Below are 13407 nucleotides of genomic sequence, written 5' to 3'. Positions count from 1 at the left end.
GGATGTGTTGTGCTCCTTAGAAAGGAGGTGATCCAGCCGCACCTTCCGGTACGGCTACCTTGTTACGACTTCGTCCCAATCGCCAGTCCCACCTTCGACCACTCCCTCCCCTTACGGGGTTGGGCCATGGGCTTCGGGTGTTACCGACTTTCATGACGTGACGGGCGGTGTGTACAAGGCCCGGGAACGTATTCACCGCAGCGTTGCTGATCTGCGATTACTAGCGACTCCGACTTCACGCAGTCGAGTTGCAGACTGCGATCCGAACTGAGACCGGCTTTAAGGGATTCGCTCCACCTCGCGGTATCGCAGCCCTCTGTACCAGCCATTGTAGCATGTGTGAAGCCCTGGACATAAGGGGCATGATGACTTGACGTCATCCCCACCTTCCTCCGAGTTGACCCCGGCAGTCTCCCACGAGTCCCCGCCATAACGCGCTGGCAACGTAGGATAAGGGTTGCGCTCGTTGCGGGACTTAACCCAACATCTCACGACACGAGCTGACGACAGCCATGCACCACCTGTACACCAACCACAAGGGAAGCCCCATCTCTGGGGATGTCTGGCGCATGTCAAGCCCAGGTAAGGTTCTTCGCGTTGCATCGAATTAATCCACATGCTCCGCCGCTTGTGCGGGCCCCCGTCAATTCCTTTGAGTTTTAGCCTTGCGGCCGTACTCCCCAGGCGGGGCGCTTAATGCGTTAGCTACGGCACGGACAACGTGGATGTCGCCCACACCTAGCGCCCAACGTTTACAGCGTGGACTACCAGGGTATCTAATCCTGTTCGCTCCCCACGCTTTCGCTCCTCAGCGTCAGTATCGGCCCAGAGACCCGCCTTCGCCACCGGTGTTCCTCCTGATATCTGCGCATTTCACCGCTACACCAGGAATTCCAGTCTCCCCTACCGAACTCAAGTCTGCCCGTATCGACCGCACGCTCCACGTTAAGCGTGGAGATTTCACGGCCGACGCGACAAACCGCCTACGAGCTCTTTACGCCCAATAAATCCGGACAACGCTCGCACCCTACGTATTACCGCGGCTGCTGGCACGTAGTTAGCCGGTGCTTCTTATCCAGGTACCGTCACTTGCGCTTCGTCCCTGGCGAAAGAGGTTTACAACCCGAAGGCCGTCATCCCTCACGCGGCGTCGCTGCATCAGGCTTTCGCCCATTGTGCAATATTCCCCACTGCTGCCTCCCGTAGGAGTCTGGGCCGTGTCTCAGTCCCAGTGTGGCCGGTCACCCTCTCAGGCCGGCTACCCGTCGTCGCCTTGGTAGGCCATTACCCCACCAACAAGCTGATAGGCCGCGGGTTCATCCTGCACCGCCAGAACTTTCAACAACCCCCCATGCGAGAAGTTGTGATATCCGGTATTAGACCTCGTTTCCAAGGCTTATCCCAGAGTGCAGGGCAGATTACCCACGTGTTACTCACCCGTTCGCCACTCATCCCCACCGAAGTGGTTCAGCGTTCGACTTGCATGTGTTAAGCACGCCGCCAGCGTTCGTCCTGAGCCAGGATCAAACTCTCCAACAATGAACAGTTTAATCGAGGCAATTTAATGCTCTCAAAGGAACCTCATACGAGGTTCAATACATAAGCTCTACTGGCTTAGTTCACTAGCACACTGTTGAGTTCTCAAGCAACACACTCTGAATCCACCCGCGTTATCCGCGGCTAAATCCTCGGCAGTTGTTCCAAGCGATATTCACAAGCTTTTGGTCGAGCATGCCTTAGCCTACGGTGTTAGTCGTAGGGGGTCGGCGGCCGCTCGTGGGCCGACGCTGAACATTACCCGGTCCGATCCGCGGTGTCAACCCGCTCGTCCCGGCCTGGTCTCCGGGGCTTGCGGCCCCGGTGTGACCCGGTGTTCCTGGCGACGAAGAGAAGATTACATGCCCCGGAACCACCCCGAAACAGGGGGGTCACTTAACGCCATTGCCGCAGGTCAGAGTGCTTACAGACGGCTACGACGGCAAGGTCGGCAGATACCGCGGCGGGACCCGCGCCGGCGCGACGCGTTCGAAGTCGGCCGCGAGGGCCAGCATCTGGGCGTCGGACCACCGGGCACCCATGAACGAGATGCCCACGGGGAGGGGTCCGGCAAACCCGGCCGGCACGGTCACGTCCGGATACCCGGCCACCGCGGCCGGCGTCGAGGACGGGATCACGTCGTTGTCGCCCACCGCGCAGTCCGTCTTCCACGCCGGCGGGTTGGTCGGCGAGGCGATCGCGTCCAGGTGGTGCGCGGCCAGCGTCTCGTCCAGGGAGCGGCGGGCGAGGTCCGACAGCTCCGCCCGGCCGGCGAGGTAGCCCGGGTCCGTGGGCGGGGGCGCGGCCAGGGCCTGCTCGAACAGCTCCTGCCCGGCGAAGCACGTCCGCTCCAGGGGGTCCGCCCGGTTGTAGGCGATCAGCTCGGCCAGGTTGCGCGGGCCGGACGGGCGGGTCGCCAGGTAGGCGTCGATGTCGCGGTGGAACTCCGTGAGCAACGCCGGGAACTCCAGCTCCCCCAGCCTCGCCTGGTACGGCAGCGTCACCTCGACGACCGTCGCACCGGCCTTGACCAGCGCGTTTCGCGCCGACGTCATGATCGCGTCGGTGGCCGGGCCGAGGACCGGGAGGCGCCAGAGACCGATCCGCGCACCGCGGAGGACACCCGGTCGGAGGTACCTCGCGTAGTCCGTCGGCTGCGTGCGCGGGTAGGTCAGGGTCGCCGGGTCTGCAGGGTCGCGGGCCTGCAGGACCGACAGCGTCAGGGCCACGTCGACGACGTTGCGGGCGATCGGGCCCGCCGTGTCCTGCTCGGCGGAAATCGGCACCACGCCGGTGCGGCTGACCAGGCCGAGGCTGGGTTTGTGGCCGACCGTCGCCGTCATCCCGGCGGGGCACACGATCGAGCCGTCCGTCTCCGAGCCGATCGCCACCTGGGCCAGCGACGCCGCCACGCCGGCCGCCGACCCCGCGGACGACCCGCACGGGTTGTGGTCCAGCACGTACGGGTTGTTCGTCTGCCCGCCCACGCCCGACCAGCCGGACGTCGGTTTCGCGGCGCGGAAGTTCGCCCATTCGGACAGGTTCGCCTTGCCGAGGATCACCGCACCGGCGGCACGCAGCCGGGTGATCAGGGTGGCGTCCTTCGCCGGGTAGCTGCGCAACGCCCGCGAACCGGCCGTCGTCCACTGGTCACGCGTGTCGACGTTGTCCTTGACCAGCACCGGGATCCCGTCGAGCGGGCCACGGAGGTGGTGCGCGCGACGCCGGGCGTCACTGGCCGAAGCCTGCGAGAGCGCCGCCGGGTTGAGGGCCAGGACCGCGTTGACCTTGCCGTCGATCCGGTGAATCCGGTCGAGGTAAGTCCTGGTCAGGCCGACCGCGGTGAGCCGGCCGGACGCCATCCGCGCCTGCAGCGCCGGGATGTCGGCCGAGTCGAGGTCGAACTTCGCCGGGGACGCCGAGGCCGCGGGCGCGGCGGGGACGAGCACGAGTGCGGCGGCCAGGATCGCGAGGAACACCGGCCGCCGCCCCATCAGAGCACCGGGAGGAGCGTTCGGAGTTCGTACGGGGTGACCGCGCTGCGGTAGTTGTCCCACTCCACGCGCTTGTTCCGGAGGAAGAAGTCGTAGACGTGCTCGCCGAGGGCCTCCGGCAGCAGTTCGGACTTCTCCATCTCGGCCAGGGCTTCTCCCAGGTTCTGCGGTAGCTGTGCGTACCCGGCGGCGCGCCGCTCGGAGTCGCTCAGCTGCCAGATGTTGTCTTCGGCGGGTGGCGGCAGCTCGTAGCCCTTCTCGATCCCCTTCAGCCCGGCGGCCAGGATGACCGAGTACGCCAGGTACGGGTTGCACGCCGAGTCCAGCGTACGGATTTCCACCCGCCGAGATGACGCCTTTCCGGGTGAATACATCGGGACCCGGACGAGCGCCGAGCGGTTCGCCCGGCCCCACGACACCGTCGTGGGCGCCTCACTGCCGCTGATCAGGCGTTTGTAGGAGTTCACCCACTGGTTGGTGACCGCCGAGATCTCCTTCGCGTGGTGGAGCACCCCGGCGACGAAGGCCTTGCCGGTCTCCGACAGCTCGTGGGGGTCCTCGGCGTCGTAGAAGGCGTTGCGGTCGCCTTCGAACAGGCTGACGTGCGTGTGCATGCCCGAGCCGGGCTGGTCGGTGAACGGCTTCGGCATGAACGTGGCGCGCACGCCCTGCGTCAGCGCGACCTCCTTGACGACGTAACGGAACGTCATCACGTTGTCGGCCATCGTCAGCGCATCGGCGTAACGGAGGTCGATCTCCTGCTGACCCGGTGCCCCTTCGTGATGGCTGAACTCGACCGAGATGCCCATCGCTTCGAGGGTCTCGATGGCGTGCCGGCGGAAGTGCGTCGCCGTGGCGTGGCTGGCCTGGTCGAAGTAGCCGCCGTTGTCCGCGGGCTCCGGCTCGCTGCCGTCGTCCGGCATGGTCGAGAGGAGGAAGAACTCGATCTCGGGGTGGACGTAGCAGGTGAAGCCGGCCTCGGCGGCCTTCGACAGCTGGCGGCGCAGCACGTGCCGCGGGTCCGCCCACGACGGCGAACCGTCGGGCATCGCGATGTCGCAGAACATGCGGGCCGAGTACGGGCCGCCCTCGGGGGTCTCCCAGGGCAGGACCTGGAACGTCGACGGGTCGGGCTTGGCGACCATGTCCGATTCGTAGACGCGCGCGAAGCCCTCGATGGCCGAGCCGTCGAAGCCGATTCCGTCGTTGAAGGCGCCTTCGAGCTCGGCCGGCGCGACCGCGACGGACTTGAGGAACCCCAGCACATCGGTGAACCAGAGACGAACGAAACGGATGTCGCGCTCCTCGAGCGTGCGGAGCACGAATTCCTGCTGGCGATCCATGGCCGCACCCTAACCACAGCGTGTTAACGGCGTGTTTCGCGACGCGCCGACGCCGCCGAAGTCACGTCGCGAGTACCGCGACGGGCTTCTTCGCGCGCGTGATGGCCAGCGAAGCCACCGACGCGATGACGGCCAGGACCGCGGCCGCATACCAGGCCAGGTCGTAGTTCCCGAGCTGGTCGCGGACCAGGCCGGCGGCCGAGGCGGCGAACGCGGCGCCGAGCTGGTGGCAGGCGAACACCCAGCCGAACACGATCGGGCCGGCTTCGCCGAACGCGCGGACGCAGAGCGCGACCGTCGGCGGAACCGTGGCCACCCAGTCGAGGCCGTAGAACAGGATGAACGCCCACATGCTCGGCTGCACGGAGCCGGTGAACAGCTGCGGCAGCAGGGCCAGCGACAGCCCGCGCAGGGCGTAGTAGACGCCGAGCAGGATCCGCGGGTCGACGCGGTCGGTGAGCCAGCCGGAGAAGATCGTGCCGACGACGTCGAAGACACCGACCAGGGCCAGCAGGCCCGCGGCGGTCGTCTGCGGCATGCCGTGGTCGTGCGCGGCCGGCACGAAGTGGGTGCCGACCAGGCCGTTGGTCGTCGCGCCGCAGATCGCGAAGCCGACGGCGAGCAGCCAGAACGTCCGGGTCCGCGCGGCCTGGCCGAGCACGGAGAGAGCGCGGCGGACCGAGCCGGTCTTCGGCGCCGGGGGCGCGATCTCGGTGCCGGCCGGCGCGCCGTAGGCCGTGGTGCCGACGTCGGCGGGGTGGTCGCGGATGACCAGCAGGACCACCGGGACGACGGCGAGCGCGGCGATCGCGATCACCAGCGAGGCCGTGCGCCAGCCCGAGGTCACCGCCAGGTTCGCGATCAGCGGGAGGAAGATCAGCTGGCCGGTGGCGCCGGCCGCGGTCAGGACGCCGGTGACGACGCCGCGGCTGCGGACGAACCACCGCGTCGCGACCATCGCGGCGAAGCTCATCGCCATCGAGCCGGTGCCCAGCCCGACCAGCACGCCCCAGCACAGCACTAGCTGCCAGCTCGCGCTCATGAACACCGTGCCGCCCGCGCCCAGCGCGATCACGAACAACGCCGTCGCCGAGACGCGGCGGATGCCGAAGCGGTCCATCAGCGCAGCCGCGAAGGGCGCGAAGAGGCCGAAGAGCACGAGGTTGACCGAGACGGCGGAGCTGATCGTGGCGCGCGACCAGCCGAACTCCTCGTGCAGCGGGTCGATGAGGACCCCGGGCGCGGCGCGGAAGCCGGCGGAGGCGAGCAGCGCGACGAAGGCGGCACCGGCGATCAGCCAGGCGCGGTGCAGCTTCGGGGCGGGACGGGTTTCGACAGTCACCCAGGCAGTCTCTCCGCGCGCGCGGGCCGCCGGAAGTGGCCGGAAGGACATCATCCGCAAGGATCAGGCCATCAGTAGGCTTCGGGGATGCGCCGCCTCGCCCTCCTGCTCGTGCTCCTGCTGACGGCCGGCTGCACCGGATCACCCGACACGCGCGGGCCGTTCCCGGCGGGGTCCGAGCTGGTCCGCACCGCGGCGACGTCGTTCGCCTCCGTGCGCAGCGTGCACTTCGCGGCCGGGGTCAACGGCGTGCTCCCCGGTTTCCCGCTCCGCCAGATCGAGGGCGACGCGACCCTGGCCGACGGCGGCCACGCGACCGGCACGATCGACGTCCAGTCCGGTGACGGGCACGCCAAGTACCCCTTCGACGTGCACGACGGGCAGGATGCGCTGCCCGAGGCCTACCGGGTCGGCGCGTTCCTCGGCCCGCACGGCGGCCTGAAGCGGCTGCTCGACGGCGTGACCGACACCAGGACCGAAGGCCGCGAGAACGTCGACGGTGCGCCCGCGCTGCGGGTTGCCGGCACGGTGCCCGCCGCCGTCGCGCACAGCGTGCTCGCGCAGGTCGACGCCGACCTCAACGTCAAGGTGTGGGTGTCCGACGGCGGGCCGCGGCGGTTCGTCCGGCTGTGGGTGCAGATCCCGCCGCCGGACGACCACCTGAGCCCGGTGATGATCGAGCTGTCGCTGACCGAGCAGGCGTAGCTAGGGCGAGCAGCGCTTGCCCTCCGGCGGCACCGTGCCGTCGACGAGGTAGTCCGTGCCCGCCTGGTCCACGCACTTCACGCCCTGCAGGAACACCGTGTGCTGGGTGCCCTCGAAGGTCAGCAGCGCGCCCTTCAGGCCCTTCGCGAGGTTGACGCCGGCCTGGTACGGCGTCGCCGGGTCGTTGGTCGTCGAGATGACCAGCGTCTTCGCGAGCCCTTCGACGTTCGGCACGTGCGGCTCGGACGTGTTCGGCACCGGCCAGAACGCGCACGCGTCGCGCGCCGCCGAAGCCGGGCGGCCGTCGTCGAGGAACGGCGCCACCTTCACGTACTGCTCCTGCGCCTTGAGGATGACGGCCGGGTCCGTGACGCGCGGGTCGTCGACGCAGCGGATCGCGGTGAAGGCGTCCTGCGTGGTTCCGTACCTGCCGTCGGAGTCGCGCTCGTTGTAGATGTCGGCGAGCTTCTCCAGGGTCGCGCCGCGCTGCTGCTTCAGCTCGTTGAGGCCCGAGTTGAGGGTGTCCCAGAGGGTTTCCTGGTAGAGCGCCTGGATGACGCCGGTGGTGGCGTCCTCGTAGGAGAGCTTGCGGCCGTCGCCGACCGGCACCGGGAAGTCGATCAGCGGCCGGACCAGGTTCTGGAAGGCCGCGACCGCGCCGTCCGGGTCCGCGCCGAGCGCGCAGTCCTGCTGGGCCGCGCACCACTTCGCGAACTGGGTGAACGCCGTCCCGAAGCCCTGGCCCTGGGCGACCAGCGACTCGACGGCGTCCTGCTCCGGGTCGACCGCGCCGTCGAGGACCATCGCGCGGACGTTCTTCGGGAACGCCTCGGCGTAGGCCGACCCGATCCGGGTGCCGTAGGAGTAGCCCAAATAGGTGAGCTTTTCATCGCCGAGGACCGAGCGGAGGACGTCCAGGTCCTTCACGACGTCGCGGGTGCCGACGTTGGCCAGCATCCCGGTGCCGTCGTCGGTGCGCTGGGCGCACTTCGCGGCGAAGTTCTTTTCCTGCGCTTCCTGCTTCTGCACCCCCGCCGGCGAGCCGTCCGTCTCGCTGTCGTCGGCGCGGTCGGCGTCGCGCTCGGAGTCGGTGAGGCAGTGGATGGCCGGCTGGCTGGCCCCGATCCCCCGCGGGTCGAATCCGACCAGGTCGAAGCGTTTGCCCAGGCCGGCGCCCGTGGCCGGCTTGACCAGCCCGGCGGCCGCGACCATCCCCGACGCGCCCGGGCCACCCGGGTTGACGACGAGCGAGCCGATCCGCGAGCCGGCGTCGGTCGCCTTGTGCCGGAGCAGGCCGAGCGTGATCGTGTCCCCGGCCGGCTTGGCGTAGTCCAGCGGCACGGTCAGGCGCGCGCACTGGACGCCCTTCGCCTGGAACGCCGACCTCGAGTCTTCCGACGTCGCGTAAGGTGCGCAGTCGGCCCAGGACAGGCTCTGGCCGTAGAACCGCTCCAGCCCGGCGGGCACCGGCCCGGACGGCGGGTGCGACTCGGTCGTCGGGGCGGGCACCTCCGTTCCGGTGGACGTGCAGGCGGCCAGCGAGGCCGCGATCAGCACGGATGTCGCAATTGCGGTGATCCGGCGACGACCGGACCTGGCGCTGGGATGAGGGAACACGGTTGGATCGTCCCATCCGGCCGCGGAACTCGAACGCACCACCGTCGCGTTGGGTGGTGGAAGCCGGTCGAGCGAGAGAGAACGGGAGACCAGGGGTGGCAGCACTGATCAGCCGGATGGGCAAGAAGCTCCGCCGGATCATCCAGCGGCCGGGCAGCGTCGAGCTGACCCGCTACGAAGCACTGCTGCCCGCGGTCGAGAAGCTCGAACCCGAGCTCGAAAAGCTCTCCGACGAGGAGCTGACCGAGCGGGCGGGCAAGCTTCGCGAGACGCTGAAGGACACCGCGTTCGGCGACGAGCAGCTCATCGAGGTGTGCGCGCTGGGCCGCGAGGCCGCGCGGCGGGCACTGGGCGAGCGCGCGTTCGACGTGCAGGTGCTGGGCACGATGGGCCTGCTCACCAAGCACGTCGTGCAGATGGAGACCGGTGAGGGCAAGACCCTCGCCGGCGCGCTGGCCGCGGCCGGGTACGCCCTGCGCGGAAAGCGCGTTCACGTCGTCACCGTCAACGACTACCTGGCCCGCCGCGACGCCGAATGGATGGGCCCGGTGTACGCCCTGCTCGGCGTGTCGGTCGGCTGGGTCGAGCCGTCGCACTCGCGCGAAGAGCGTCGTGAGGCGTACGCCAAGGACGTCACGTACGGCGCCGTCGCCGAGATCGGCTTCGACGTGCTGCGCGACCGGCTGGTGACGTCGGTCGGCGACCTCGTCCAGCCGGCCCCCGAGGTCGCGATCGTGGACGAGGCGGACTCGGTGCTGGTCGACGAGGCCCGCGTCCCGCTGGTGATGGCCGGCTCGATCGACCACACCGACGCCGACGAAGAGGTCGCGAAGGTCGTCCGGCGGCTGCGTCTCGGCCTGCACTACGAGACCGACAGCGAAGGCCGCAACGCCTGGCTGACCGACGCCGGCGCGTCCGTCGTCGCGAAGTCGCTCGGCCTGGAGGTCGACGACCTCTACGGCGAGACGGCGTCGGACCGGCTCCCCGCGGTGAACGTCGCCCTGCACGCGCACGCGCTGCTCACCCGCGACGTCGACTACCTGGTCCGCGACGGCAAGGTGCAGCTGATCAACGCCGCCCGCGGCCGCGTCGCCGAGCTGCAGCGCTGGCCGGACGGCCTCCAGGCCGCCGTCGAGGCGAAGGAGCAGGTCACCGCGACCGACCGCGGCGAAATCCTGGACTCGATCACCGTCCAGGCGCTGCTGGCGCGCTACCCGGAGGTCGCCGGCATGACCGGTACCGCGGTCGCCGTCGCCGAGCAGCTGCGGGAGTTCTACGAGCTCGAGGTCGCGGTCATCCCGCCGAACACCCCGAACATCCGCGAGGACCTCGAGGACCGCGTCTTCGCGTCGCCGTCGCAGAAGCTGCGGGCGATCGAGGAGGAAATCCGCACGGTGCACGAGACCGGGCGGCCGATCCTCGTCGGCACCCAGGACGTCGCCGAGTCCGAAGAGCTGGCCGAGAAGCTGGCGAAGGTCGACCTCGAGTGCGTCGTGCTCAACGCGCGCAACGACGCCGAAGAGGCCGCGATCATCGCCGAGGCCGGCAAGAAGGGCGCGGTCACCGTGTCCACCCAGATGGCCGGCCGCGGTACCGACATCCGGCTGGGCGGCACCGACGGCGCCGACCGGGACGAGGTCGTCGAGCTGGGCGGGCTGCACGTCATCGGCACCGCGCGGTACCCGTCGAGCCGGCTCGACGGCCAGCTGCGCGGCCGCTCCGGCCGCCAGGGCGACCCGGGCAGCGCGATCTTCTTCGCCAGCCTGAACGACGACCTCGTGCTGTCGAACGCGCCGGACATCCCCGAGGGGATCGTCGACGACGAAGAGACCGGCGAGATCACCGACAACGCGGCGCTGCGGCAGCTCAACCACGCCCAGCGCGTCGCCGAGGGCGTCGACCTGGAGATCCACCGCAACACCTGGCGCTACACGCGGCTGATCGAGCGGCAGCGGCGCGACCTGCTGGTGCACCGCGACAAGGTGCTTCGCACCGCGTACGCGGCGGAGGCGCTGGAGAAGGCGCACCCGGAGAAGTTCGGCGAGCTGAAGGAGAAGCTCGACGACCAGGACAAGCTGGAGCAGATGTGCCGCGAGGTGCTGCTGTTCCACATCGACCAGCTGTGGTCGGACCACCTGGCGTACCTGACCGACGTCCGGGAGAGCATTCACCTGCGGGCGCTGGCCCGCGAGACGCCGCTGGACGAGTTCCACCGCGCGGCGATCCCGGAGTTCCACAAGATCATCGCCGAGGCCGACTCGCGGGCGGCGAAGACGCTCGAAGAGGCGGAGCTGACGGACGACGGCATCGACCTCGGTGACGCCGGGGTGCGGCGGGCGAACACGACGTGGACGTACCTCGTGCACGACAACCCGTTCGATTCGGACTTCGAGCAGACCATCAAGAAGGTCCGGAGCATGATCAAGCGCAAGTAGTCCTTCTCTCGGGAGGCCCCGTCCGGTTCGCCGGGCGGGGCCTTTCGATTTCCCCCACATTCGCTCGGCCTTCCGGGTGACCGTGAGCCAGAATGGCGGCATGCCGCAACTGCGCATCGCGCTCGCCCAGGTCAACCCCACCGTCGGCGACCTCGACGGCAACGCCGAGCTGCACGTCGAGTGGACGCGGCGGGCCGCCGAAGCCGGCGCGCACGTCGTCGTCTTCCCCGAGATGTCCCTGACCGGGTACCCCATCGAGGACCTCTCGCTCCGCAAGACCTTCGCCGCCGCATCGCGGCAGGGCGTCGAGGCGCTCGCGCGGCGGCTCGACGAGGCCGGCTGCGGTGACGTGCTCACCTACATCGGGTACCTCGACCTCGACGACGTCGGCCCGCGGGACGCCGCCGCGGCGCTCTACCGCGGCGAGGTCGTGGCGCGGCAGTTCAAGCACCACCTGCCCAACTACGGCGTGTTCGACGAGCACCGCTGGTACAAGCCGGGCACCACGCTCGACGTCGTCCGGTTCCACGGGCTCGACATCGGCATGGTCATCTGCGAGGACCTCTGGCAGGACGGCGGCCCGATCTCGGCGCTGGGCCGGGCCGGCGTCGACCTCGTCGTGGCGCCGAACGCGTCGCCGTACGAGCGGTCGAAGGACGAGCAGCGGCTGCCGCTCATCGCGCGCCGCGCCGCCGAAGCCGGGGCGCCGCTGGTCTACACCAACCAGATCGGCGGGCAGGACGACCTCGTCTTCGACGGCGACTCGCTCGTCGTCGGCGCGGACGGCACGCTGCTGGCCCGCGCGCCGCAGTTCGTCGAGCACCTGCTCGTGCTGGACACGGACCTCACCGCGGGCGGGCACGCCACCGACGGCGAACTCGAAGGGCTGCACGTCCGGCGCCGGGTGCTGAGCGCGGACCCGCTGCCGGCGTACGAGCCGACGGCGACGCCGGTGATCAGCGAGCCGCTGTCCGACGAGGCCGAGGTGTGGCACGCGCTGGTCATCGGGCTGCGGGACTACGTGCACAAGAACGGCTTCTCGTCGGTCACCTTCGGGTTCTCCGGCGGCATCGACTCGGCGGTCTGCGCGGCGCTGGCCGCGGACGCGCTCGGCGGCCAGAACGTTCACGGCGTCTCGATGCCGTCGAAGTACTCGTCGGGGCACTCGAAGGACGACGCCGCCGACCTGGCGCAGCGGATCGGCGCGCACTACCGGGTCGAGCCGGTCGAGGACATGGTCCGCGTCTACGTCGACCAGCTTTCGCTGACCGGCCTGGCCGAGGAGAACATCCAGGCGCGGACGCGGGGCATGCTCCTGATGGCACTGTCCAACCTGGACGGTCACCTGGTCCTCGCCACCGGCAACAAGACCGAGCTCGCCGTCGGGTATTCGACCATCTACGGCGACGCGGTCGGCGCGTTCGCCCCGATCAAGGACGTCTTCAAGACGCACGTGTGGCAGCTCGCCCGGTGGCGCAACGCCGAAGCGGTGAAGAACGGCGAAACCCCGCCGATCCCGGAGAACTCCATCACCAAGCCGCCGTCGGCCGAGCTGCGGCCGGGCCAGGTGGACACCGACTCCCTGCCGGACTACGAGCTGTTGGACGACATCCTCGACGACTACGTCGAGGGCGACCGCGGGTACGCCGACCTGGTGGCCGCGGGCTTCGACCCGGAGACGATCGACCGCGTGGTCCGGATGGTCGACAAGGCCGAGTACAAGCGGCGCCAGTACCCGCCGGGCACGAAGATCACGTTCAAGGCCTTCGGCCGCGACCGGCGGCTGCCGATGACCAACCTGTGGCGCGAGGGCAAGGCCTAACTCAGCGCCACCTGGCGGCCGTCCGGCGTCCGGAGGGCCGCCGTCAGGCTCGCCTTGTCCGCGCGGCGGACCAGCAGCTCCAGGCCGAGCGCGTCGGTCACCGCGAGCACCGAATCCGGGTCCGGGTGGGTGCCGGTGACCATCAGCAGCGGCAGGGACGGCAGGCCACGCGTGGTCGGGTGCGGTGTCGGACCCCAGTCGATCAGGAACGGGTGCAGGGTGCCCGGGACGCTCGGCGGGGTCAGGCGCCAGCGCAGCGTTTCGCCGTCGCCGGTTTCGCGGGACATTTCGGTCGCGTCGCCCGGGTCGAAGCCGTGGGCGCGGGCGTTCGCGATCGTCTCGTTGATGTCCGTCGTGCGGACGGCCCAGGCGACCAGCGCGGGCTCGGTCAGCTCGTCGATGCCGAACGGGCGGGGCGCTTCGGGGTCCGGCTGAGCCGGGTCGGGGCCGATGACCTCCAGGTACCTGCCCGCGCCGAGGTCGGCGAGGTGGTTGGCGGTGCCGAGGCCGACGTGGCGGCCGCCGGGCGCGGGCGTGACCCCGGTGAGGGCGGTGACGCGGGCGACGGCGTCGGCGAGGTCCGGGCCGGCGTAGACGAGGTGGTCGAGCACGG

At 69.5% G+C, this 13407-nt stretch carries 8 protein-coding genes and 1 rRNA gene; 3 read left to right on the top strand and 6 right to left on the bottom strand.

Annotation, left to right across the window (positions count from 1 at the left end):
- Nucleotides 1-20: 20 nt before the first annotated feature.
- From C2L59_RS40440 to C2L59_RS40425, 4 genes are all read right to left on the bottom strand, one after another.
- Nucleotides 21-1539 (bottom strand): 16S ribosomal RNA (locus C2L59_RS40440).
- 431 nt (nucleotides 1540-1970) lie between these two features.
- Nucleotides 1971-3530, bottom strand: a complete 1560-nt coding sequence (locus C2L59_RS40435) for an amidase (protein WP_103354877.1) — start codon at nucleotides 3528-3530, stop codon at nucleotides 1971-1973.
- Nucleotides 3530-4873 (bottom strand): type I glutamate--ammonia ligase, encoded by a 1344-nt coding sequence (glnA, locus tag C2L59_RS40430; protein WP_103354876.1) that lies wholly within the window; start codon nucleotides 4871-4873, stop codon nucleotides 3530-3532. Before glnA ends, C2L59_RS40435 begins: the two co-directional genes overlap by 1 nt.
- A 61-nt stretch (nucleotides 4874-4934) precedes the next feature.
- Nucleotides 4935-6215, bottom strand: coding sequence for an MFS transporter (locus tag C2L59_RS40425; RefSeq protein ID WP_103354875.1), 1281 nt, complete (start codon nucleotides 6213-6215; stop codon nucleotides 4935-4937).
- Nucleotides 6216-6302: 87 nt separating this feature from the next.
- On the opposite strand from C2L59_RS40425, the gene C2L59_RS40420 reads away from it, so the two are divergent.
- Nucleotides 6303-6920 carry an LppX_LprAFG lipoprotein gene (locus tag C2L59_RS40420; protein ID WP_103354874.1) on the top strand — a complete coding sequence of 206 codons (618 nt, stop codon included), beginning with the start codon at nucleotides 6303-6305 and terminating at the stop codon, nucleotides 6918-6920.
- Here C2L59_RS40420 and C2L59_RS40415 read toward each other — a convergent pair whose 3' ends face one another.
- On the bottom strand, nucleotides 6921-8477 hold the full coding sequence (locus tag C2L59_RS40415; RefSeq protein ID WP_103354873.1) for an alpha/beta hydrolase: 1557 nt from the start codon (nucleotides 8475-8477) through the stop codon (nucleotides 6921-6923).
- A gap of 155 nt (nucleotides 8478-8632) precedes the next feature.
- Here C2L59_RS40415 and secA2 point away from each other — a divergent pair, with 155 nt between their 5' ends.
- Together secA2 and C2L59_RS40405 are read left to right on the top strand one after the other, a co-directional pair.
- On the top strand, nucleotides 8633-10972 hold the full coding sequence (gene secA2, locus C2L59_RS40410) for an accessory Sec system translocase SecA2 (protein WP_103354872.1): 2340 nt from the start codon (nucleotides 8633-8635) through the stop codon (nucleotides 10970-10972).
- A 100-nt stretch (nucleotides 10973-11072) separates the two neighbouring features.
- Nucleotides 11073-12794: an NAD+ synthase gene (locus tag C2L59_RS40405; protein WP_103354871.1), complete on the top strand. Its 1722-nt coding sequence runs from the start codon at nucleotides 11073-11075 to the stop codon at nucleotides 12792-12794.
- Here C2L59_RS40405 and C2L59_RS40400 read toward each other — a convergent pair.
- On the bottom strand, nucleotides 12791-13405 hold the full coding sequence (locus C2L59_RS40400; RefSeq protein WP_103354879.1) for a VOC family protein: 615 nt from the start codon (nucleotides 13403-13405) through the stop codon (nucleotides 12791-12793). The genes C2L59_RS40405 and C2L59_RS40400 overlap by 4 nt on opposite strands.
- Between the last annotated feature and the right edge of the window lie 2 nt (nucleotides 13406-13407).

Origin of the sequence: Amycolatopsis sp. CA-128772 (genome assembly GCF_002904295.1) — a bacterium.
Taxonomy (GTDB): Bacteria; Actinomycetota; Actinomycetes; order Mycobacteriales; family Pseudonocardiaceae; genus Amycolatopsis.
This window is presented reverse-complemented; position numbering and strand designations above follow the sequence as displayed.

Coding starts and splice junctions, on each gene's coding strand:
- C2L59_RS40435 (WP_103354877.1), bottom strand. CDS start 3,530: ATGGGGCGGCGGCCGGTGTTCCTCGCGATCCTGGCCGCCGCACTCGTG.
- glnA (WP_103354876.1), bottom strand. CDS start 4,873: ATGGATCGCCAGCAGGAATTCGTGCTCCGCACGCTCGAGGAGCGCGAC.
- C2L59_RS40420 (WP_103354874.1), top strand. CDS start 6,303: ATGCGCCGCCTCGCCCTCCTGCTCGTGCTCCTGCTGACGGCCGGCTGC.
- C2L59_RS40405 (WP_103354871.1), top strand. CDS start 11,073: ATGCCGCAACTGCGCATCGCGCTCGCCCAGGTCAACCCCACCGTCGGC.